The organism is Mumia sp. zg.B53, assembly GCF_019550935.1.
Taxonomy (GTDB): Bacteria; Actinomycetota; Actinomycetes; order Propionibacteriales; family Nocardioidaceae; genus Mumia.
In genome coordinates this window covers 89181-110996 of the sequence record NZ_JAHWCK010000002.1, presented here as the reverse complement: position 1 = coordinate 110996, position 21816 = coordinate 89181, and the positions used below count along the sequence as shown (strand labels likewise).

Sequence of the window (21816 nt, the reverse complement as noted above, 5' to 3'; positions counted from 1 at the left end):
GGCGAGGCGCGTGCTGACGTCCGCGGCGACCCCTCTCCCATGCCTTAGGCTGTGGCCCAGGTGCCGGGATTCCCGGCCTGTGAGAGGAGTTCGTCATCGCCACCGCGATCACGCCGCAGAGCTGGTTGTACGCCGAGGAGTTCGTCGTCGAGGACGAGCCGCTGCAGAACGGCCGTGCCCGGGCGGACGAGGTCGGCGTGGTGCCCATCGGCCCGGGTGGCGGCGCGGCACTGCGTCTGCTGGCGGGGGTCGCGAACGCTGGCGCGGTCGTCGAGGTCGGGACGGGTACGGGTGTCTCCAGCCTGTGGCTGCTGCGCGGCATGCGCCCGGACGGCGTCCTGACCTCCGTGGACCGGGAGGCCGAGCACCAGCGGCTCGCGCGCACGACCCTGACCGAAGCCGGGATCGCCTCCAACCGGTTCCGTCTCATCTCCGGCTCCGCGCTGGAGGTGCTTCCCCGCCTGGCCGACGGCGGGTACGACCTGGTGTTCGTCGATGCCGACAAGCGCGACTACCCCCTCTTCGTCGAGGAGGCGGTGCGCCTGTTGCGTCCCGGCGGCGTCCTCGCGTTCGACAACGCGCTGTGGCACGACCGGGTGGCCGACCCGGCGCGACGCGACGAGGACACCGTCGCGGTCCGCGAGATCGGCCGTTCGCTGCTCGACGACGACCGGTTCATGCCGGCGCTGCTCCCCGTCGGGGACGGCCTGCTCGTGGCCCAGGTCCGGAGCTAGATCTCTCGACCAGCCGCCGCTCACCCTGCCGGGGCGCGGAGCTCGGCATCCTCGCTCAGCCTCGCAGCCAGCTCCGCACGCGAGGAGATCCCGAGCTTGATGTAGGCGTGCCGCAGGTGGTACTCCACCGTCTTCGGACTCAGGAAGAGTGCCGCCGCTGCCTCTCGTGTCGTCCGTCCCTCGCCGAGGAGACGGGCCACCTGCAGCTCCTGCGGGGTCAGGGGCTGCTCCGCCCCCGGCGCGCGCCGCTGCACCCGCTCACCGGTCGCGGCGAGCTCCGCGGAGGCCTGCGCGGCCCACGGGGCGGCGGCCAGGCGGTCGAACGTGGTGAGCGCCTCCCTGAGGTGCTCACGCGCCTCGCTGCGCCGCCGCGTGCGGCGCAGGTGTGCCCCGAACGCGAGCTGGGTGCGCGCCCGCTCGTACGCGTCCGGGCTGTGGGCGTGCTCCACGAGAGCGGCGGCGAACCGCGCGTCCGGCGTCACGCCGGCGAGCGCCAGGGCCCGGTGCGCGCGGGCTCGTGACCACGGCTGACCCTTGGTGTCGGCGAGCAGGGCGAACGCGGACGCCTCAGCACGGGCACCGTCCAGGTCACCGACACGGACGAGGCACTCCACCAGCTCGGGGGCCGGAGACAGGTCGGCGTCGACGACGCGGAAGCGGCGTACGAGCGACTGCTGCGCACGAAAGTGCTCGACCGCCTCCTCGTACCGGCCGAGGCCGGCCGCGAGGTCGCCCGCCGCGAAGCGGAGCCAGGCCCTGCCGAAGTTGAGTCTGCTCCGCACGCACTGACGCTCCGCCTCCTGTGACTCGGCCCGCATCTCGTCCTCGCACCCGCGACGCGCGAGCAGCCACGCGAGTCCGGCGCGGGAGATCGCCTCGTCGGTGCGCTGGCCGGATTCGCGCGCCAGCGCGATGGCCTCGCGGTAGGCCCCCTCCGCCGACGTCCACCGGTCCGTCGTCGCATCGTCGCGCGCGGCGTGGAAGAGCAGGAATGGCAGCGTCCCCAGCGCCGCGCGCTCACGTGCGTCGAGGACCACCGCGTCGACCAGGGCCCGCGAGTCGCCGGAGTCGCGCAGCCAGATCGGCGGGAGCAGCAGCCACCCCCGCCACCGGGGATCGTCGATCAGATCTCCCGTTCCCGCCGCGGCCACGGCACGGCGCATCTGGGTGGCGCCCGCCTCGCCGTCACCGGTCATCAGCCGCCCGATGCCCGCGGCGAGGTCGCCGAGCAGCCGGCTGCGGGGTGCGGTGGCCGTCTCCCGCAGCGCGTCGAGCCGGGCGACGACCGTGCGCGCTCCGGCGCCGTCACAGAGGTACACGCACAGATACACCGCCTCCGCCAGCAGCACCACCGCGAGGTCGGGGTCGTCGGCGGCGACCGGACCCGACGCCTCCAGGAGGAGGGCGCGCGCCTCGACCAACGAGCCGCACCGCGCACCCACCACCCCCCGCAGCGCCAGCGCGCGTCGACGGGCCGGCCCTGTGGGAGCACCCGCGACCGCCTCCCCGAAGATCTCCAGGGCGCGGTCGGCCAGGCCCCCGAGCCAGGCGTGCTCGCCGGCGAGCGCGAGTCGCCGGGTGCGCTCCTCCGGGTCCTCGCTCGCGTGCGCTGCCCGCTCGCCCCACTGCGACGCCACCGCGTATGCGCGACGCCGTGCCGCGGACGCGGTCGCCGCGTCGAGCACCGCGGCCGCCTCTCCGTCGGGGCCGATCGTCGCCGCCGAGAGGTGCTGCGCCCGCCGGTCGAGGTCGCCGGTGGGGAGCGCGTCGGCGATGATCCGGTGCAGCTGCCGCCGCAAAGGTGGCGCCGTGGCCTGCACCAGCGACGCCTGCATGAGCGGGTGCCGGAACCGGACACGGTCGAGCCCCAGGTCGACCAGCTCCGCCTGCTCGGCATCGGCGAGGTGCGCGAGGTCGCTCCCGGCCGTAGCGCACGCCCGGCCCAGCGTCGTGAGGTCGACGTCGCCCGCCAGCGCCGCGACGGTGAGTGCGGTGCGTGCGAGGGGCGGCAGGCTGCCGAGACGGCCGGTGAACGCCTCCTCGATGAGTCGCGGCACCGGGATCTCGCCGAGATCCCGCGCCAGCAGGTCCGGCGTACGCACCATCTCGAGGGCAGCGAGCGGATTGCCCTCGCTCACGGCGTGCAGGCGCTCGGCCTGCGTGGCCGAGAGCCCGCGGGATACGACGAGCGCGTCACACTCCTCGCGGCTGAGTCCACCAACCTCGAGACGGTCGAGGTCGGCCACAAGCTCACCGACGGCAGCACCCGGTCGCGTCGCGAGCACCACCGCGACCGCGTCGGTGAGGAGCCGTCGGGCGGTGAAGAGGATCGCGTCGACGGAGGGGCGGTCGAGGTGATGGAGGTCGTCGACGAGCAGAAGGAGGGGGCGTTCCTCGGCTGCCCGGCTGATCAGCCCGAGCGTCGCCGCGGAGATCACGAAACGCTCCCCGGCGCGAGCGGGCGCCTCCCCCGTACCTCCCGGACGGAGGGCGAGCGCCTGTGCGAGCGCGTCCGCCTGCACGGCCGGCAAGGCGCCGAGGTGGCCGAGCAGCGGCCGCAGGAGCTGCGCGAGCCCGGCGAACGGCAGGTCGCGCTCGGGCTCGGCTCCTGCCGTCGCGAGGACCTGGACGCCGGAACCGGCTGCTTCCCTGGCCTGCAGGAGCAGGGTGGACTTGCCGATCCCGGCCTCGCCCACGACGACGACAGCACCGCTGGCACCGCCGCGTGCTCGCGCCACCAGCGCGCCGATCGCGGCGCACTCACGCGCTCGTCCGACGAGCATGCTCCCGAGGCTAGTCACCCGGGGGGCCTACAGCCGCGGGATTGACGAACCAGGGGGGTCACCGGATGCGGCGACACGCCCCCGATCCCTAGCGTCGCGGGCATCGACGGATCACCGAGGAGGGTGACATGACTGCACAGATCGACGAGGACGTCCTGATGTCCTTCGTCTTCCGAGCCGTGGACGAGGTCGGTGCGACGCTCAACGCGGCGCTCGTGGTCCTGGGCGACAAGCTCGGCTACTACCGGGCGCTGGCCGACGGTGGCGCGCTCACGCCTGCGGAGCTCGCCGAGCGGACCGGTACGGCTCTCCCGTACGCGCGCGAGTGGCTCAATGCCCAGGCGGCAGGCTCCTTCGTCCGCTACGAGCCCGACACCGGGCGGTATGTGCTCCCGGCAGAGCACGCCGTCGCGCTCACCGACGAGTCGAGTCCGGCCTTCCTGCCCGGTCTCTTCCAGATCGCGCTCGGCACGGTGGCCGACTCCCAGCGCGTCGTCGAGGCGGCGCGGGACGACGCGGGGGTCGGCTGGCACGAGCACAACGGTGACGTGCACGACGGCTGCGAACGGTTCTTCCGGCCCAGCTACCTGGCCTACCTCGTCGATGCGTGGCTTCCCGCCGCGGGTGTGGCGGACAAGCTCCGGGAGGGCGCCCGCGTCGCCGACATCGGCTGCGGTCACGGCGCCTCCACGATCCTGATGGCCGAGGGGTACCCCAGCTCCACGTTCGTGGGCTCGGACTACCACGCGGCCTCGATCGACGTCGCCCGTCAGCGGGCCGCGGCCGCAGGGGTGTCCGACCGGGCGACCTTCGAGGTGACGTCGGCCCAGCACCTCGGTGACGAGGCGTACGACGTCGTCACGACGTTCGACGCGCTGCACGACATGGGCGACCCGGTCGGTGCCGCTCGGCACGTGCACCACATGCTGGCCGACGACGGCGTCTGGATGATCGTCGAGCCGATGGCCGGCGACCGGGTCGAGGACAACCTGACGCCTGTCGGTCGCGCCTACTACGGGTTCTCGACGCTGCTGTGCACGCCCGCCTCGCTGTCCCAGGACGTCGGGCTGGCGATCGGCACCCAGGCGGGTCCGGCGAAGATCCGCGAGATCACCGCCGCCGCCGGCTTCACGGGCTTCGACTCGGTGGCGGAGACGCCGTTCAACAGGGTGCTCGCCGTCCGGAAGTGACGTCTGCGCACCCACGGGGACGACAACCAAGGGCCGTCGCACCCACCTGCGGGCGCAGACTGGGGGCGACGGCCCACCGACGGAGGGACGATGCGCGCGAGGGAACCCGACAGCGACGGCGTCGTGGTGCGCGACGGGGTGCGCATCGCGTACGAGGTGTTCGGCGACGCTCCGCACACCGTCCTGTTGATGCCGACCTGGTCGATCATCCCGTCGCGCTCGTGGAAGGCGCAGGTGCCGTACCTGGCACGTCGATTCCGGGTGGTGACCTTCGACGGCCGTGGCTCCGGCGGCTCCGACCGTCCGGTGGGGCCGGAGCCGTACGCCGACGGCGAGTTCGTGGCCGACGCCCTGGCGGTGCTGGACCGCACACGCCGCGACCCGACGGTGACCGAGGCCGTGGCGGTGGCCGGGTTCTCCTGCGGCGTGGCCTGGTCGTTCGCGCTGGCGTGCGAAGCACCGGAGCAGGTGGCCGGGATCATCGCAATCGGCTCCGCACTCGGTCTGGTGCCGGGTCATCCGGAGCGGGAGCAGCACGCGTTCCTCGCCGACCCGCGCGACGGCCCGGCACCGCCGGGGTGGGCGTCCTTCAGCCGCGACAACTGGCTCCACGGCGACTACGACGCCTTCCTCAGGTTCTTCTTCGGGCAGATGTACACCGAGCCGCACTCGACCAAGAAGATCGAGGACTGTGTGGCCTGGGGACACGACATCGGGCCCGAGCGTCTCGTCGACACCGAGCTCGCGCGGACGGTGTGCCGTCGTCCCGAGTTCACGCAGAGCATCACGCAGGTCGACCTCCCGGCTCTCGTCATCCACGGCGAGGAGGATCACATCCGCCCCTTCGCCGAGGCGGAGGCGCTCGCCGAGAGGACGGGGGCATCACTGTTCGCCGTGTCCGGCGGCGGGCACGCCCCCCACACGCGTGAACCGGTCGCCGTCAACCGGGCCATCGGCGAGTTCCTCGGTCGACTCTGGCCTTCTGCGGAGCCGGCTGTGCGGCGGAGGTGGACCCCGCCGCGAGGGCGCCGACGGCGGGCGCTCTTCCTGACCTCGCCGATCGGCCTCGGTCACGTGCGACGCGACCTCGCGATCGCCGACGCACTGCGCGAGCGCCACCCCGACCTCCACGTCGACTGGCTCACCCAGTCCCCGGCCACCGGCGTCCTGGAGCGCGCCGGCGAGCGCGTCCACCCGGCATCGTCCCTTCTCGCGAGCGAGTGCGCCCACGTCGAGGACGAGGCCGGCGAGCACGACCTGCACGCCTTCCAGGCGATCCGTCGGATGGACGAGATCCTGGTGGCGAACTTCGGCGTCTTCGACGACGTGGTGAGCGAGGAACCGTACGATCTCGTAGTCGGCGACGAGGCGTGGGACGTCGACCACTTCCTGCACGAGAACCCTCAGCTCAAGCGGTTCGCGTATGCGTGGCTGACCGACTTCGTAGGCTGGGTCCCGCTGCCCGACGGCGGCGCGGAGGAGGCGGCGCTGACCGCCGACTACAACGCCGAGATGCTCGAGCAGCGTGCTCGGCTCGAACGTGTGCGTGACCGGTCGCTCTTCGTCGGCAACCCTGCCGACGTGATCACGGAGCCCTTCGGTCCGGGTCTGCCCGGCATCCGGGAGTGGACCGGGGCGCACTTCGCCTTCACGGGGTACGTCACCGGGTTCGAGCCGGTGGGCCCGATCGGACGGGCCGCCGTCCGCACCGAGCTCGGCCTCGAGGCCGACGAGCTGCTCTGCGTCGTCACCGTCGGGGGCTCTGCGGTGGGGCACCACCTGCTGCGTCGGGTGCTCGACGCGGTCCCGCGGATCCGTCGCGAGGAGCCGCGCCTACGGTTCCTCGTGGTGACCGGACCCCGGATCGACCCTCGTACGCTCCCTCGCCTCCGTGGCGTGGACGTGCGGGGCTTCGTGCCGGACCTTCACCGGCACCTCGGGGCGGCCGACGTGGCGCTCGTCCAGGGCGGGCTGACCACCTGCATGGAGCTGACGGCACAACGCGTGCCGTTCGTCTTCGTGCCGCTGCGCCACCACTTCGAGCAGAACGTCCACGTGACGCACCGGCTCGCGCAGTACGCCGCGGGCCGGCGACTGGCGTACGAGCAGGCGTGCGACCCGGACCAGCTCACGTCGACGCTGGTCGCCGAGGCACGGCGCCGACCGTCGGGTCCGCCCGTGGAGAGCGACGGCGCCGAACGGGCGGCGGGCCACCTGGCCGACCTCCTCTGAGCAACGCGTACGAGGTTCCCGCCGCAGACCCACGGCGCCGCCCAGGGCGACGTCGGTGGCCTGCGGCGGGCACCTCGACCGATCAGGCGAAGGACGGGGTGGGCCTGAAGCCCGCAGCGCCTTCCGCGATCGCGACGACCTCGCACTCCTCGATCAGCTCCGGCGCGCTCCCGACGATCTGCGATCCGGGTGCCGAGGCCGCGGTGGCGGCGAACGACTCCTGGAAGGCAGCACGAGCAGCGTCGTCGACGAACACGTACACGCCCTCGAACCACGCGCCCTCACGAGCACGCCAGGTCTTGAACGCCAGTCCGTCCATGCCGGAGAACCGGTCGTAGGAGGTGTCCCGGACATAGGCCCTCAGCTGGTCCAGCGTGCCGTCGGGGGCGTCACGCAACGACCAGCGGACGGTCAGTCCGGGCTGGGAGCCCACTCAGACTGCCTTGAGGGCGTCACCCAGGTTGGATGCCTCGTCGTTCGTCAGCTCGACGACGAGTCGTCCTCCACCCTCGAGCGGGACCCGCATCACGATGCAGCGTCCTTCCTTGGTGACCTCCAGCGGACCGTCTCCGGTCCGAGGCTTCATGGCCGCCATGCGTTCCCCTCTCCTCCGTGCGCAGCGCGGGCGCGTGCACCTTGAATGCGTCCATTATCGCCCACGTCCCCGCCGGGAGTGAATGCGGCAGACTGACGCCATGACAGAACCCCACCCCGCCGTCGCCTACGAGGTCGCCGACGGCGTCGCCACGATCACGCTGTCGCGCCCCGACGTGCTCAACTCCTTCGACGATCTGACCAAGGTCGCGTTCCGTGACTCCCTGCACGCCGCGGCGGCCGACGAAGCCGTCCGGTGCGTGGTTCTGACGGGCTCGGGGCGGGCCTTCAGCGCCGGTCAGGACCTGAAGGAGCACGTCGCGAAGATGAGCGAGGGCGGCCAGCTCAGCAACACCGTCGAGGAGCACTTCAACCCGATGGTGCTCGCGATCACCACGATGCCCAAGCCGGTGATCGCCGCCGTCAACGGGATCGCCGCCGGCGCGGGCGCCTCGATCGCCTTCGCCGCGGACTTCCGGATCGTCGCCGAGTCCGCGGGGTTCAACCTCGCGTTCGCCGGCATCGCGCTGTCGGCGGACACTGGGGCGTCGTGGACGCTGCAACGGCTCGTCGGCCTCCCGAAGGCCACCGAGCTGCTCCTGCTGCCCCGTACGGTCCGCGCCGAGGAGGCTCTGGCGCTCGGTCTCGCGACGCAGGTCGTGCCCGACGACGCCTTCTCCGAGGCGGTCGCCGACCTCGCCCAGCGCCTCGCCACAGGCCCGACGCTCGCGTACGCCTCCCTCAAGCGCGCGCTCGCGTTCTCCGCCACCCACTCCTTGCCCGAGTCGCTCACCAACGAGGCCCGGTTGATGGCGTTGACCGGTGCGTCGGAGGACCACGGCACCGCGGTCAAGGCTTTCCTCGCCAAGGAGCAGCCCACGTTCGTGGGCCGCTGAGCCGCGGCGTCAGGGCCGCGTGCCGCCGAGGGCCTTGAGGAGGCCGGTCGGCGCGGTCCGGGTCAGGTAGGCACGCGACGGACTGCGCCCGAGCTCGACCGTGACGAGCTGGCCGTCGAGCCGGTGGTTGAACCACTGCGACATCGTCCCGTAGCAGCCCGACCCGCAGGAGAATGACCTCCTGGGGAGCTTGAGGTGCTTCGCGAGCCGCCGCGCGAGCGGGCGGTTGCCGGTCCCGCTGGTGTCGATCCCGTACAGAGGCTGGTGGAACGAGACGACCTGATCGGGGGCGACCCGGCGGAGGAACCGCATCATGGCGCGCGTCTCCGGCTCGGAGGCCGCGCTCGGGCCCGACCAGGTGACGCCGCGCCTGGACCGCTTCCAGCGCCGTGGGAAGTTGCGGTTGAGGTCGACACCACGGGCATTGCGTCGCGCCTTGCGGGCGACCCCGTCGGGGTTGGCACTCGGGACGACCCACAGGTCGAGGCCGGTGATCGGACGACCGTCGCGAAGGGTGCGGAGGATTGTCTGGGGCTTGCGCTCGTTGCCGTGCATCGCCGCGATGACGACCGCCGACCGGGTCGCGTCGGGGTCACCGAGCCGGAACGCGAGGATCGGGCGGCCCCTGCGGGAGCGGCCGATCACCACCCGCTCGACGACCGCAGGACGAGGCTCGGCGAGGCTGCGTGCCGGCACCGCGACCCTCGACGGAGCCGTCCTGTCCGGCACGACCTGCCGCACCGACCGCGTGGCGGACGCCTCGGCCGCCGACGGGACCACGAGAGCCAGCGCGACAGCGCCCACGGCACTGCCGGCGAGGGCGCCACGCGTTGCTGTCCGCATGAGCCGATCCTCGCTCAGACCGGGTCGGTGCGCACCTGGCAGCCCGCGAGGTGGTCGTCGACCATGCCGACCGCCTGCATCATCGCGTACGCCGTGGTCGGGCCGACGAACCTGAACCCCTGCCGCTTGAGGCCAGCGGCCAGGGCGGTGGACTCCGGGGTCACCGCCGGGACGTCGGTCATCGAGAGCGGGCGCGGACGCGGCTCGGGGGCGAACGACCAGACCAGGTCGGCGAAACCACCGTCCAGCGCCCGGATGGCCCGGGCGTTGGCGATCGTCGCCTCCACCTTGGCGCGGTTGCGGATGATGCCGACATCGCTGAGGAGCGCGGCGACCCGCGCTGTGTCGTAGGCCGCCACGACCTCGGCGTCGAAACCTGCGAAGACCTCGCGGAACCGCGGCCGCTTGCGGAGCACGATGGCCCACGAGAGGCCGGACTGGAACGCTTCCAGCGTCAGTCGCTCGAACAAGCCTCGCTCGTCGCGGACGGGACGGCCCCACTCCGTGTCGTGGTAGGCCCGCATCTCGTCCGACGACTCCGCCCACGCGCAGCGCGCGACTCCGTCCGACCCGACGACCGCGTCACCCATCGGCGTCGTCCCGGGGCGTCACCGACGGCTCCACGGGCGACGACGGTGTGCTCTCGTCGCGCGCGCGGGCCTCCTTCTCGAGCCGCGCCATCAGCGAATCGACCTCGTCGCGCGCGTAGCCCCGCCAGGCCCAGCTGAAGCGCACCGCCTGCAGGTCGTCGGCCGAGAGCGTACGGTCGGCCGGCACGAGGACGTCACGACGCGAGGACGGCAGCGGCGCGAGGTCCCCGGTGCGTCCGGCGACGACCGTCACCACCGCACCGACGAGGACGGCTCCGACCACGACTCCGATCCAGATCACGCCTACGATCGTGCCATGGACCTCCGACTGCGCGGACGGGCCATCGCGCCCGGGGACCACGCGGTGATGGCGATCGTGAACCGCACGCCGGACTCGTTCTACGACGGGGGCCGCACCTACGACCTCGACGACGCGCTCGCCTACCTCGGCGTGGTGGTCGCGGAGGGGGCCGACATCGTCGACGTCGGCGGTGTCAAGGCCGGCTACGGCGACACGGTCGACGCCACGGAGGAGCTGCGGCGTACGGAGGACTTCGTCCGGGCCGCGCGCGAGGCGTACCCGGAGCTGGTGATCAGCGTCGACACCTGGCGCAGCGAGGTCGCCGACCGCCTGTGCGCCCTCGGTGCCGACCTGATCAACGACACGTGGGCCGGACACGACCCCGAGCTCGCCGAGGTCGCCGCGCAGCACGGCGCCGGTCTCGTCTGCAGCCACACCGGCGGCCTGCCCCCGCGTACGGACCCGTTCCGCCCCGCGTACGACGACGTGGTCGCCGACGTCGTCGCAAGCACGACCGAGCTGGCCGGGCGTGCGGTGGCGGCCGGGGTGCCGCCGGAGTCGGTGCTCCTCGACCCGACCCACGACTTCGGCAAGAACACCCGACACTCGCTGCTCCTCACCCGTCGCATCGGAGAGCTGGTCGCGACCGGCTGGCCGGTGATGGTCGCTCTCTCCCGCAAGGACTTCGTCGGCGAGACCCTCGACCTCGAACGCGACGAACGGCTCGCGGGCACCTTGGCGGCCACGGCCTGGTCTGCGGCCGCGGGGGTGCGCGTCTTCCGCGCCCACGACGTCGCAGCCACCCGTCAGTGCCTGGACATGGTCGCGTCGATCAGGGGCGTACGACAGCCTGCGGTGTCGCGGCGCGGGCTGGCCTGATCGGCGGCTCGCGCCGGCCGCTCACCCGGAGCTGGAGGCGCCGACCGGCTCGGCCATCGCGGCGATCTGCTGGAGGAATGCCGCATAGACGTCTCGTGCCTTGGCGCTGTCGCCGTCGACCAGCCACGCGAGTACCACACCGTCGTTGACCACCACGAGCATGCGTGACAGCAGGTCCACCGGAACCGACCACTCGATGCCGGCGGCAGCCGCGATCCGCAGGAGGACCTCGCGGGCCGTCGTCCGGTAGGTCTCGTACTGCCACTGCGCGAGGTCGGTGAAGCCTGCGTTGCGCAGCGCGTGGGCCGCCACCTCGAACGTCAGCAGATGCGCCTTCGGGTCACCCTCGACCGACGACCACATGTGGGCGAAGGTCTCCTCGAGCAGCGCGGTCACGTCGTCCTCGCCCGAGACGACGACGTCGCTGACCGAGGCGACGTACTGGTCGGCCAGCCGGGAGATCATCGCCCGGAGCAGCTCCTCCATGGAGGAGAACACGTAGTGCACGATCCCGGGGGTGGCCCCTGCCTCGGCGGCGACCGTGCGCGTGCTCACCGCGCCGACGCCCTCGCGCTTGGCGACGGCCAGCGCAGCCTCGATGAGCTGTTCGCGCCGCTGTTCCGAGGAGACCCGCACCCGCACTCCGTCCGTCGACCGTGTCCGTCCGATTGTGCCGCACGAGCGCGGCCCGGTCCGCACGGCACGCCCTTGCGACGGCGGTTCAGGAGGAGACGAACTGCGCGACGATCTCGTCGATGTCGTCGGTGAGGACGAGCCGGTCCACGTCGTCGGCGGAGATCGCTCCATACTCCAGGACGGAGTCGCGCAGCCAGGCCAGGAGGCCGGCCCAGTACGCCGTGCCGTACAGGACGACGGGGAACTGCGTCACCTTGCGCGTCTGCGCGAGCGTCAGGGCCTCGAAGAGCTCGTCGAAGGTGCCGAACCCGCCGGGGAAGACCACGAAACCCTGCGCGTACTTGACGAACATCGTCTTGCGCGCGAAGAAGTATCGGAAGTTGACCCCCAGGTCGACCCAGGCGTTCATCTTCTCCTCGAACGGCAGCTCGATGCCGAGGCCGGCCGAGACTCCTCCGCGCTCGCACGCGCCTCGGTTGGCGGCCTCCATGATCCCGGGGCCGCCCCCCGTGATGACGCCGATGCCCGCGTCGGCCAGCCGGCGTCCGAGCTCGCGGGCGGCGGCGTAGTCGGCGGCGTCGCGCGAGGTCCGGGCGGAGCCGAAGATGCTGACCGCAGGCCCGAGCTCGGCCAGTGCACCGAACCCCTCGACGAACTCAGCCTGGATACGCAGGACGCGCCAAGGATCGGTGTGCACCCAGTCGGACCGCTCAGGGGAGTCCAGCAACCGCTGGTCGGTCGTCGTCGACTCGATCCGGTCGCGCCGAAGGAGGACGGGACCCTTGACCCGCTCGTCCTCGGCGCGCTCCTCGACCCGCTGGTCCTCGGCGCGCTGGTCGTCGCTCATCCGGGCTGCCCCTCGCCGGCACCGCGCAACCACCCGTGCAGCCGTTCCTCGACCGACCGGAGCTGTGTCACCGGGACGCGCTCGTCCTTCTTGTGGGCGAGCAGCGGGTCACCGGGCCCGAAGTTGACCGCGGGCACGCCCAAGCGGGCGAACTCCGCGACATCGGTCCATCCGAACTTCGGGTTGACCTCCACGCCCATCGCCTCGACGAACGCCGCCGCGGCGGGTCGGTCCAGCCCCGGCGACGCGGCCGGCGCCGAGTCGGTGACGACGACCTCGTACCCGTCGAACAGTCCTTGGAGGTAGTCCAGCGCTTCGTCCTCCGTACGATCAGGGGCGAAGCGGTAGCTGACGGCGATCCTCGCCTCGTCGGGCACCACGTTCGACGCCGCACCCCCGCTGATCCCGACCGCGTTGAGGCCCTCGCGGAACGTGAGTCCGTCGATGACCGGTGTGCGAGCCTGCGCCGCGGCGAGGCGATCCATCGCGGGCTTCAGGCGATGGATCGCGTTGACGCCCATCCACGACCGGGCCACATGGGCGCGCTCCCCCCGGGCGACGACGTCGACGCGCAGCGAGCCCTGACAGCCTGCCTCGATCACACCGTCCGAGGGCTCCATGAGGATGGCGAAGTCGCCGGCGAGCAGCTCGGGGCGCTCCCTGGCGAGCCGTCCCAGCCCGTTGGCGGACGCCTCGATCTCCTCGGCCTCGTAGAAGACGTAGGTGACGTCGCGAACAGGCTCGGGAATGTGTGCCGCGGCCCGCAGCGCGACCGCGACGCCGCCCTTCATGTCGCACGCGCCCAGGCCCCACAGGTCACCGCCATCGAGCGCGGACGGGAGGTTGCCGTTGACCGGCACGGTGTCGAGGTGCCCGGCGACCACGACCCGGCTGTCTCGGCCGAGAGCCGTGCGGGCGACGACCGTCTGCCCGTCGCGGATCACCTCCAGGTGCCGGCAGTCGCTCAGTGCGGCCTCGACCGCGTCGGCGATGACGGCCTCGTGACGGCTCTCTGAGGGGATGTCGACCAGGGCGGCGGTCAGGCTCACGACGTCGGCGTGGAGATCGAGCGAGGTCATGCCGTCCATCCCATCACGTGGCGGGCGCCAGAGCACGGGCCGCCACCTGGAGATCGGAGACGAGCGCGCGTCACCCCTCCTCCTCGAAGACGCAGAACTCGTTGCCCTCCGGGTCGGCCATCACCGTCCACGGGGTCTGCTCCGCCGGCCCGCGCAGCACGCTCGCGCCACGGCGTACGAGCTCGTCGACGGCGTCCGGGCCCCCCGTGACGTCCCAGTGGATCCGGTTCTTGACGGTCTTGGGCTCGGGCACGTTCTGGAACACCAGCGACTCGAACGGCACGCCCGGAGGAGTCGTCCAGCTGAAGCCTCGACCCTCGTCGTCCACGTCGGAGCCGAGCACGTCGGCCCACCAGGCCGTCATCGACGGATGGTCGACCGCGTCGACCCCGACCTCGTACAGGCGGTACGCCTGCGGGTGTGCCGACCACCAGTCGTCATCGCGTTCGAAGACGCACAGCTCGCCGCCGCTCTCGGGGTCACCCATCACCGTCCACGGGGTGTCCCAGCCCGGCAGCCTGGTCGCGCCGAGCGCCTCGTACTCGGCGACCGAGCGCCCGTGGACGTCGAAGTGGACGCGCTGCTTCACCGTCCTCGGTTCGGGCACCGCGTTGATCCACACCGTGTGCTGCGGCGTGGGCCCGCGCAGCACCGCGTCGCCGTCGGGCAGCGCCTCCACCGTGAGCCCGAGCGCTGCCGCCCAGAAGGCGCTCGCCGCCGGCACGTCGTTCGCGTCGATGCTGAAGTCTTTGAACCGTACGAGAGACATGTCGGCACCCTAGGACAATCGGGCGTCTGGAGCCGGTCGATAACCTGGACCGCATGACCCCCACCACCCCGCAGTCCGCCTGGGCGTACGGCATCGCCACGCTCACCGAGGACGGGACCGTCCTCGACGTCTGGTATCCGAACCCGACCCTCGGTTCGTACGACGGAGCGATCGAGCCCACCGGCCTGACGGCGCTGGAGGGGACCGACGAGGTGCGCCAGGTGCGGAGGACCGTGGTCCGGACCGAGGTCGAGGACCTGAGCTCGCCGGTCACCGACGCGTACGACGCCTACCTGCGCCTCCACCTGCTCTCCCACCGGTTGCTCCGCCCCCACGGGACCAATCTGGACGGCATCTTCGGCGCCCTCGCCAACGTCGTGTGGACGTCCATCGGCCCCTGCTCGGTCGAGGGCTTCGAGGAGACCCGGCTGCGAGCCCGTGCGGCTGGGCTGTCGGTCGCGGTGACCAGTGTCGACAAGTTCCCGCGGATGACCGACTACGTCGTTCCCAGCGGCGTCCGGATCGGTGATGCCGATCGGGTGCGCCTGGGCGCTCACCTCGCGGAGGGCACCACGGTGATGCACGAGGGCTTCGTGAACTTCAACGCGGGCACTCTCGGGCACGCTATGGTCGAGGGCCGGGTCAGCGCGGGCGTGGTCGTCGGCGAGGGCACCGACGTCGGCGGCGGCGCATCGATCATGGGCACCCTCTCGGGCGGCGGCAAGCAGGTCATCAGCCTCGGGCGCAACTGCCTCCTCGGTGCCAACGCCGGCATCGGCATCTCTCTCGGCGACGACTGCGTGGTGGCCGCGGGCTGCTACGTGACGGCGGGCTCGAAGGTCACTCTCCCTGACGGGTCGGTAGTCAAGGCGGCCGAGCTCTCGGGCCACGACGGGCTGCTGTTCCTCACGAACTCCGAGACAGGGCGTCTGGAGGCCCGGCCCCGGACGGGCAACGGGATCGCGCTCAACGCAGAGCTGCACGCCAACTGAACGGCGCAGTGACCGACCCGATGGCCCCTCGTGACCGTCGCCGGAGGGGCGCCTCCCTCCTTCTGATCCTCCTCGTCCTCGTGGGCGTGGTGGCTGCGGGTCTGGTCGTGCTCGCGCGCAGCGGGCAGATCGCCCAGCTGCGCGGCGAGGAGTGCACCGTCGAGGTCGGCGACACCTACGCGACCCTCGATCTCGAGCAGACCGAGCACGCGTCGCTGATGGCGGCGATCGCGATGCGCCGCGGGTTGCCCGCCCGGGCCGTGACGATCGCCGTCGCGACGGCGTACCAGGAGTCGAAGCTGCGCAACATCGACTACGGCGACCGGGACTCCGTCGGCCTCTTCCAGCAGCGCCCGTCGCAGGGCTGGGGGACGGTGGAGCAGATCATGGAGCCCCGCTACGCGATCACCCGCTTCTACGAGGGCCTGGAGAAGGTCGACGGCTACCGTTCGATGTCGGTCACCGAGGCGGCCCAGGCCGTCCAGCGGTCTGGTTACCCCGAGGCGTACGCCGACCACGAGGCCTACGGGCGCGCGATCGCGTCGGCACTCACGGGCAACTCCCCCGCCACCTTCACGTGCGTGGTCGACCTGCCCGCCACCGACGAGGGCGTGCCCGGCGCCAACGGTCTGACCCCTGCGGCCGAGGCCGTCCGTGTCGACGTACGCAAGGCGTTCGGGCGCCTGCCCACCGGCGGGTACGCCGCCGACGGGGTGAGCACGGGACACTCCGCCGGGTCGAAGCACTACGACGGCAAGGCGGTGGACGTGTTCTTCCGGCCGGTCACCGCCCAGGCGAAGAAGGACGGCTGGGCGCTCGCGCAGTACCTCGTCGCGAACGCGCGCCGTCTCGGGATCGCCACGGTGATCTACGACGCCAAGATCTGGACGGCACGCCGGTCCCCGCAGGGCTGGCGGGACTACACGCCGCCGGCGCGCGACGGCGACCGTGCCGTGCTCGAGCACCGCGACCACGTCCACGTCGACGTGTCGTAGTCGCGGTGCTCGGCGTCACCCTCCGGCGACCGGCTGCTGGGTGAGGACCTTGTAGGTGTAGCCCGTCGCGATCAGCGTCAGCGGGATGGTGACCAGCAGTCCGACGAAGCACAGGATGAAACCGAGGATGTTGATGCCGGTCAGCGCCAGTGCGAGCAGGAAGACGGGCCCGAGGTTGTTGCCCACCAGCCGGAAGCTCGACTGGAGCGCTTCCCACGGTCCCTGTCCTTGGTCCATCACGAACCACAGCGTGTACCACGCGAAGAACGTGAAGACGATGCCCGGCAGGATGCAGAGGATCAGTCCGACGAAGGTGAGGACGCCGAGGAGCAGGAAGGTCAGGATGACCTTGCCCGCGTGCTCCCCCCACTGGAAGAAGTCGCCGAAGCCGGGCTTGCGTCCTTCGGTCTCGAGCAACGCTCCCTTCGTCTGCGCGGCCTGCATGAACCAGCCGACCAAGGTGCCCGCGAGGTTGAACAGCAGCGCGACGACCGAGAAGCCGCCGGCCAGCCACCAGCGCGAGGAGTCCCAGGCGTCGTCTCCCCCGGACTGGGCGGCCGAGCCGATCCCGCTGATGACCGCCTGGATGACGAAGAACACCAGGCTGACCCCGACCCAGACGCCCCAGTTGTCCTTGAACCTGTCCCAGCCGAACGAGATCGCTCTGCCGACGTTCAGCTCCTGCGGGGCGCCGTAGCCGCCGGGTCCACCCCCATGGCCGCCCGGGGGCTGGCCGGGCGGGGGGCCGTACCCACCGGGTGGCTGGCCGGGCGGCGGACCGTACCCACCGGGCGGCGGTCCCGGAGGCGGACCGTACCCACCGGGCGGCGGTCCCGGAGGCGGTTCGTACGGCGGTGGAGGAGGTGGAGGCGGATCGTACGGCGGAGGCCCGCCGGGTGGCTCGTTGCCCGGTGTGTCGCCGCCGGGAGGGTTCTGAGGCTCGCTCATGGACCGTCTCCTCCAAGGGTCGCGCGGGGCGATCGACCCCCCGGCCTCCTTCGAGGCTAGCGACATCTCGGCGTGTCGGCGCGACCGGAGCGGACTCGGCGCGTCGCGGCTCGTGGGCCTCAGGCGAGGCTGGAGAGCCTCGTGGCCGCGGCCGCGATCCGCTCGTCCGACGCGGTGAACCCGACGCGGACGTGCTCGGCGCCGGCGGCGCCGTAGAAGTCACCCGGCGCCACGAGGATCCCGAGGTCCGCGAGCGCTCGCACGGTCTCCCGCGCCGGCTCGCCCCGCGTCGCCCACAGATAGAGCGAGGCCTCGGAGTGGTCGATGCGGAACCCTGCAGCCTCGAAGGCGCGGCGGAGCGTCGCCCGGCGGGCGGCGTAGACGGCGTGCTGGGCGTCGGCATGCGCATCGTCGGCCAACGCCGCCGTCATCGCGTCCTGGACGGGCGCGGGGACGATGAGGCCGAGGTTCTTGCGCACCTCGAGCAGTTCCCCGATCACCGTGGGGTCGCCGGCGACGAACGCCGCACGATATCCCGCGAGGTTGGACCGCTTCGAGAGCGAGTGGACGGCGAGCACGCCCTCGTGCGAGCCGCCGCTCACGTCAGGGTGGAGGACCGAGGAGGGCGTGGCGTCCCAGGAGCACTCGAGATAGCACTCGTCGGAGACCAGCAGAACACCACGCTCCCGCGCCCACGAGACGGTCTTGCGCAGGTGCTCGAGCCCCAGCACGCGCCCGCTCGGGTTGGACGGCGAGTTGATCCACATCAGGCTCGGCGCCGACGGGCCGAGGGCCACCGTGGAGTCGGAGACCACGACCTCGCAACCGGCGAGGCGAGCACCCACCTCGTACGTCGGGTAGGCCAGCTCCGGGATCACGACCGCGTCACCCGGGCCGAGGCCGAGGTGGAGTGCCAACCCGGCGATCAGCTCCTTCGAGCCGATGGCGGGAAGCACCCCGTCGACGTCGAGACCGGTCACCCCGTGGCGCCGTGCGAGCCAGTCGACGGCAGAACGCCGGAGCGCGAGGGTGCCGACCGTCTGGGGGTAGCCGGGCGCGTTCGCGCCGGCGGCCAGGGCCTCCCGTGCCACTGCCGGGGTCTCGTCCACCGGCGTGCCGATCGAGAGGTCCACGATCCCATCAGGATGTGCGACCGCTCGCGCCTTGACCTCGGCGAGCGAGTCCCAGGGGAAGTCGGGAAGGCGACGAGACACCGCACCGGCCGACAACCGCGTCGTCGCACTCGGGCGCGACGGCACGGACGGGACCGGGTCCGGCATCAGTCCTGGTTCTGCGGAGGAAGCGCGGCGATCATCGGGTGGTCCTTGTCGATCGGACCCATCTTGGCAGCACCGCCGGGCGACCCCAGGTCGTCGAAGAAGTCGACGTTGGCGGTGTAGTAGTCCTTCCACTCCTCCGGGGTGTCGTCCTCATAGAAGATCGCCTCCACGGGACAGACCGGCTCGCAGGCACCGCAGTCGACGCACTCGTCGGGGTGGATGTAGAGCATCCGCTTGCCCTCGTAGATGCAGTCGACGGGACACTCATCGACGCAGGCACGGTCCTTGAGGTCCACGCAAGGCTGAGCGATGACATACGTCACGAGGGGTCCACTCCTTCATTCGAACGGCTGGAACTAGTATCACCCTCTCGTGCGGGGAGGGAGTGGCCAGGTCCGCCTAACGGACCGGCTGGGCGGGAGGTTCGGGTGCCAGACTTCGGCGAGCTCGTCGGTCGACGCGTCGTGGTGAGGTCACGTGTCCCCGGTGAACGCGGCCCGTCGGGCGGGCCCGCCTACACCGACGTGGTCGGTCGGCTGCTCTCGTACGACGGCTCGACCCTGCGCATCCAGCGCCGCGACGGTCGTGAGGCGTACGTCCCGGCAGCGGACGTGGTGGCAGCCAAACCCGTGCCCGAGGGCAGCGCACGCGTCCGGACGCGGCCGGCGATGGACTACTCCCCCGAGGAGCTCGCCCGGATCTGCACGCGCGGCTGGCCGCCCCGCATCACACAGGATCTCGGCGAGTGGACGCTGCGCGCGTCCGGCGGGTTCACCGGCCGCGCCAACTCGGTCGCGGTGCACGGCGACCCCGGCGCCGACCTCCCGACCGCGCTCGCCCAGGTCGAAGGGTTCTATCGCGCGCAGGGGCTGCCCGCGAAGGCCCAGGTGATCGACCAGACCCCCTGGCCCGGCCGCTTCGCCGACGCCGGATGGGTCGGGACCGGCGGCACTCACGACCACGCAGTGGTGCTCGTCGCCGCCGCCCGCGCCGTCCTCGAGACGTCACGGACCGGGCGCCAGGACGGCGAGGCGACGGTCAGGATCGACGAGACGCTCACCGAGCCGTGGATGGCTGCGGCTGAGCGGGTGACCGCCGACGTGCCGCTGGACGACGTCCGCCACGTGCTCGCCTCACCGCCGGTCGTCGGGTTCGCGGTCGTCGAGGGGGACAGCGGGATCGAGGCGGTGGCGCGCATCGTGGTCACCGGAGAGTGGGCCGGCCTGTCGAGCGTGCACACCCTGCCCCAGGCCAGGCGCCGCGGGCACGCCGCACGGCTGCTCGAGGCGTGCACGCGTTGGGCGTGGGACCGCGGCGCGGACAAGGTCTACCTGCAGACCATGCGGCACAGCAGGGCGGCGCTGGCGTTGTACGAGGGGTACACCTTCGAGGTGCACCACACGTACCGCTACCTCAGCCCCGCGTAGCCGTCACTCGTCCCCAGGCGCCTTGCGGCACTCCACGTTGTCGGCGGCGTTGTACTTCGCCGTCGTCGTCTCACGCTTGACCACCGCGCCGTCACGCGTGAAGGTCCGATAGACGTCGACGTCGAACCCGGTCACGCCGGCCTGGGGCAGGCACTCGTCGGAGGCGTCGTAGCGGGTCGCGGGCGACCGGAAGTTGCGCTTGGACGACAACCCTGACTTGATGTCCCACTGCTTCGTGCCCCACAACGTGACATTCATCGAGCCCTGGCGGCCCGGGGTGCTGCGGTTGACCCAGGCCTGGATGAGGATGCCGTGATCGGTGGTGTTCTTGAACTTGAGGTCGACCGACGGCCAGGCGACCGTCGCCTCGCGGCCCACCGGGTAGCGGCTGATGTAGAAGCTGTGCGGCTTGTGAGTGACGTCCTCGAGGCCGGCGAAGAATCCCGCGTTGTAGAGCGTGGTCGCGACCTGGGAGACGCCGCCGCCGAGGTCCTCGCGGAAGACGCCGTTGCTGATCATCGTGCCCGCGGTGAAGCCGTTGGCGACCGTACGCTCGCCGACGGTCTCGTTGAAGCTGAACGTCTCGCCTGGCTTGAGCAGCGTGCCGTTGACGAGCTCGGCGGCGCGGCCCTGGTTGGTGTTGCGGTAGTCCGCGTGCGGGTAGTTCGTCGAGAAGGAGCTGACCTTCTCGACGATGCCGAGCTTCTCCACCTCCTTGGTGGTGAGGTCAGGCGCCTTCTGCTTGGGCTCCACCTCGACCGCGCGTTCGGCGCCGGACTTCTGGAGCACCGGCACGAGGGCGGTCGCCACGTCGGCCGGGACCACGCCGATGCCGGCCTTGCCCGGGACCACGACCGGCTTGCCGGAGCGGATCGCCACCGTGGCGTCCTGCGCCGGTGTGCCGATCTCCTCGGTCGCCTCGGCGAGCGGCTCCGCCAGCTTCTTGGGGTCGACGACCGTCGTGAGCTTGCCGTCCTTCACCTGCACGCTCAGCGCAGGCGCGTAGTCCGACGGGGCGAGCTCGGCAGACTTGCTCCCGGCGACGATCTTGACCGGGGCCGACATCGCCGGCTTGGCGATCTCGGTGACCGCGGCCCGGAGGTCGTCGACGCTCACTGCGGGCTCCAGCACGTCGACCGGCAGCTCGAGATCGGTGTGCGCGAGCGGGTACGAGCTGCGGACGAGGGCCGTCGTGGCCTTCTGATCCACCGCGCGGCCCGCCTTGGGCTTGCTCACCTTGGGCTTGCCGTCGGTGAAGCCGATGCGACCCTCGGAGACCTCGCGGTCGGTGTCGTCGGCGATGGAGGCCACGGCCGACTCGAGCACCTTGTCGTCCACGGCGACGGCCACGTCGTAGCTCTCCGCGCCGAAGAGCACGTCCAGCATCGTCAACGGGTTCCACACCGAGGTGTCGGCGCCGGTCTGGGCGATCGAGGTGTCGAGGTCGACGGCGAGCCCGGCCTCGTCGGGCGTGAGCTCGAAGGTCTTCTTGCCGCGGACGATCCGGACGGGCTCCTTGGCCGGCGCGGCCAGCGTGTCACCGAGTGTGGTCCGCGCCTCGTCGATCGGCTTCATGCCGAGCTCGACGCCGCCGATCGTGGTCCCCGCGGGCACGCGGTCCGAGGTGGAGAAGTGCAGGACGACGTAGACGCTCACGACGAGCAGCGCGATGACGGCGAGAGCGATCAGCGCGATGCGGTCGCCGCGCCGGCGCTTCTCCTCGAACAGAGTCGTGTCGTGCTCGGTGAGCGTGGGGGTCGGGGTCGGGGCCATGTGTTCCTCGTGGTCCGGGTCGTGCGGG

At 71.8% G+C, this 21816-nt stretch carries 22 protein-coding genes; 8 read left to right on the top strand and 14 right to left on the bottom strand.

The window, feature by feature from the left end; all coding sequences use genetic code 11:
• Positions 1–125 precede the first annotated feature (125 nt).
• On the top strand, positions 126–734 hold the full coding sequence (locus tag KV102_RS11650; RefSeq protein ID WP_255559593.1) for an O-methyltransferase: 609 nt from the start codon (positions 126–128) through the stop codon (positions 732–734).
• Between the two features lie 20 nt (positions 735–754).
• On the opposite strand, the gene KV102_RS11645 is transcribed toward KV102_RS11650, so the two are convergent.
• Positions 755–3517: a helix-turn-helix transcriptional regulator gene (locus tag KV102_RS11645; protein WP_220346378.1), complete on the bottom strand. Its 2763-nt coding sequence runs from the start codon at positions 3515–3517 to the stop codon at positions 755–757.
• A 128-nt stretch (positions 3518–3645) separates the two neighbouring features.
• On the opposite strand from KV102_RS11645, the gene KV102_RS11640 reads away from it, so the two are divergent.
• Both KV102_RS11640 and KV102_RS11635 read left to right on the top strand, forming a co-directional pair.
• Complete coding sequence (locus KV102_RS11640) at positions 3646–4707, top strand: class I SAM-dependent methyltransferase (protein ID WP_220343871.1); 1062 nt, start codon at positions 3646–3648, stop codon at positions 4705–4707.
• A gap of 90 nt (positions 4708–4797) precedes the next feature.
• Positions 4798–6939, top strand: coding sequence for an alpha/beta hydrolase (locus KV102_RS11635; RefSeq protein WP_220346377.1), 2142 nt, complete (start codon positions 4798–4800; stop codon positions 6937–6939).
• 82 nt (positions 6940–7021) lie between these two features.
• Here the strand turns inward: KV102_RS11635 and KV102_RS11630 are convergent, their stop codons facing one another.
• Positions 7022–7372 (bottom strand): hypothetical protein, encoded by a 351-nt coding sequence (locus tag KV102_RS11630; protein ID WP_220346376.1) that lies wholly within the window; start codon positions 7370–7372, stop codon positions 7022–7024.
• On the bottom strand, positions 7373–7534 hold the full coding sequence (locus KV102_RS11625) for a DUF3117 domain-containing protein (RefSeq protein ID WP_139087699.1): 162 nt from the start codon (positions 7532–7534) through the stop codon (positions 7373–7375).
• 100 nt (positions 7535–7634) lie between these two features.
• On the opposite strand from KV102_RS11625, the gene KV102_RS11620 reads away from it, so the two are divergent.
• Positions 7635–8429, top strand: a complete 795-nt coding sequence (locus KV102_RS11620) for an enoyl-CoA hydratase-related protein (protein WP_220343868.1) — start codon at positions 7635–7637, stop codon at positions 8427–8429.
• A gap of 9 nt (positions 8430–8438) precedes the next feature.
• On the opposite strand, the gene KV102_RS11615 is transcribed toward KV102_RS11620, so the two are convergent.
• Genes KV102_RS11615 through KV102_RS11605 form a run of 3 tightly spaced genes read right to left on the bottom strand, consistent with a single transcriptional unit; the run spans position 8439 to position 10163 of the window.
• Positions 8439–9272 carry a M14 family zinc carboxypeptidase gene (locus tag KV102_RS11615; RefSeq protein WP_220346375.1) on the bottom strand — a complete coding sequence of 278 codons (834 nt, stop codon included), beginning with the start codon at positions 9270–9272 and terminating at the stop codon, positions 8439–8441.
• A gap of 14 nt (positions 9273–9286) precedes the next feature.
• Entirely contained in the window at positions 9287–9862 is a 576-nt protein-coding gene (locus KV102_RS11610; protein WP_220343866.1) for a DNA-3-methyladenine glycosylase I, read from the bottom strand.
• Positions 9855–10163 (bottom strand): DivIVA domain-containing protein, encoded by a 309-nt coding sequence (locus KV102_RS11605; protein WP_220343865.1) that lies wholly within the window; start codon positions 10161–10163, stop codon positions 9855–9857. The genes KV102_RS11610 and KV102_RS11605 overlap by 8 nt, the downstream gene beginning before the upstream one ends.
• A gap of 15 nt (positions 10164–10178) precedes the next feature.
• Between KV102_RS11605 and folP the strand changes: the two genes are divergently transcribed.
• Positions 10179–11042 carry a dihydropteroate synthase gene (folP, locus tag KV102_RS11600; protein WP_220346374.1) on the top strand — a complete coding sequence of 288 codons (864 nt, stop codon included), beginning with the start codon at positions 10179–10181 and terminating at the stop codon, positions 11040–11042.
• A gap of 21 nt (positions 11043–11063) precedes the next feature.
• On the opposite strand, the gene KV102_RS11595 is transcribed toward folP, so the two are convergent.
• The 4 genes from KV102_RS11595 to KV102_RS11580 form a co-directional block, all read right to left on the bottom strand.
• On the bottom strand, positions 11064–11678 hold the full coding sequence (locus KV102_RS11595; RefSeq protein ID WP_220343863.1) for a TetR/AcrR family transcriptional regulator: 615 nt from the start codon (positions 11676–11678) through the stop codon (positions 11064–11066).
• 85 nt (positions 11679–11763) lie between these two features.
• Positions 11764–12525 (bottom strand): TIGR00730 family Rossman fold protein, encoded by a 762-nt coding sequence (locus KV102_RS11590; RefSeq protein WP_220346373.1) that lies wholly within the window; start codon positions 12523–12525, stop codon positions 11764–11766.
• Positions 12522–13604 (bottom strand): succinyl-diaminopimelate desuccinylase, encoded by a 1083-nt coding sequence (gene dapE / locus KV102_RS11585; RefSeq protein ID WP_220343861.1) that lies wholly within the window; start codon positions 13602–13604, stop codon positions 12522–12524. Before dapE ends, KV102_RS11590 begins: the two co-directional genes overlap by 4 nt.
• A gap of 70 nt (positions 13605–13674) precedes the next feature.
• On the bottom strand, positions 13675–14373 hold the full coding sequence (locus KV102_RS11580) for a VOC family protein (protein ID WP_220346372.1): 699 nt from the start codon (positions 14371–14373) through the stop codon (positions 13675–13677).
• Positions 14374–14426: 53 nt separating this feature from the next.
• Here KV102_RS11580 and dapD point away from each other — a divergent pair, with 53 nt between their 5' ends.
• Complete coding sequence (gene dapD, locus KV102_RS11575; RefSeq protein WP_220343859.1) at positions 14427–15365, top strand: 2,3,4,5-tetrahydropyridine-2,6-dicarboxylate N-succinyltransferase; 939 nt, start codon at positions 14427–14429, stop codon at positions 15363–15365.
• 20 nt (positions 15366–15385) lie between these two features.
• The gene (locus tag KV102_RS11570; RefSeq protein ID WP_220343952.1) at positions 15386–16360 is read left to right on the top strand and encodes a hypothetical protein; all 975 of its coding nucleotides are present in this window, start codon (positions 15386–15388) and stop codon (positions 16358–16360) included.
• Positions 16361–16375: 15 nt separating this feature from the next.
• Here KV102_RS11570 and KV102_RS11565 read toward each other — a convergent pair whose 3' ends face one another.
• From KV102_RS11565 to fdxA, 3 genes are all read right to left on the bottom strand, one after another.
• Positions 16376–17308: a hypothetical protein gene (locus KV102_RS11565; protein ID WP_220346371.1), complete on the bottom strand. Its 933-nt coding sequence runs from the start codon at positions 17306–17308 to the stop codon at positions 16376–16378.
• Between the two features lie 119 nt (positions 17309–17427).
• Positions 17428–18588 carry a succinyldiaminopimelate transaminase gene (gene dapC / locus KV102_RS11560; RefSeq protein WP_220343857.1) on the bottom strand — a complete coding sequence of 387 codons (1161 nt, stop codon included), beginning with the start codon at positions 18586–18588 and terminating at the stop codon, positions 17428–17430.
• Positions 18588–18911, bottom strand: a complete 324-nt coding sequence (gene fdxA, locus KV102_RS11555; RefSeq protein WP_139086403.1) for a ferredoxin — start codon at positions 18909–18911, stop codon at positions 18588–18590. The genes dapC and fdxA overlap by 1 nt, the downstream gene beginning before the upstream one ends.
• 105 nt (positions 18912–19016) lie before the next feature.
• On the opposite strand from fdxA, the gene KV102_RS19600 reads away from it, so the two are divergent.
• Positions 19017–20015: an N-acetyltransferase gene (locus KV102_RS19600; protein ID WP_220343855.1), complete on the top strand. Its 999-nt coding sequence runs from the start codon at positions 19017–19019 to the stop codon at positions 20013–20015.
• Between the two features lie 3 nt (positions 20016–20018).
• On the opposite strand, the gene KV102_RS11545 is transcribed toward KV102_RS19600, so the two are convergent.
• Positions 20019–21788, bottom strand: coding sequence for a VanW family protein (locus tag KV102_RS11545; protein ID WP_220343854.1), 1770 nt, complete (start codon positions 21786–21788; stop codon positions 20019–20021).
• Positions 21789–21816: the final 28 nt, after the last annotated feature.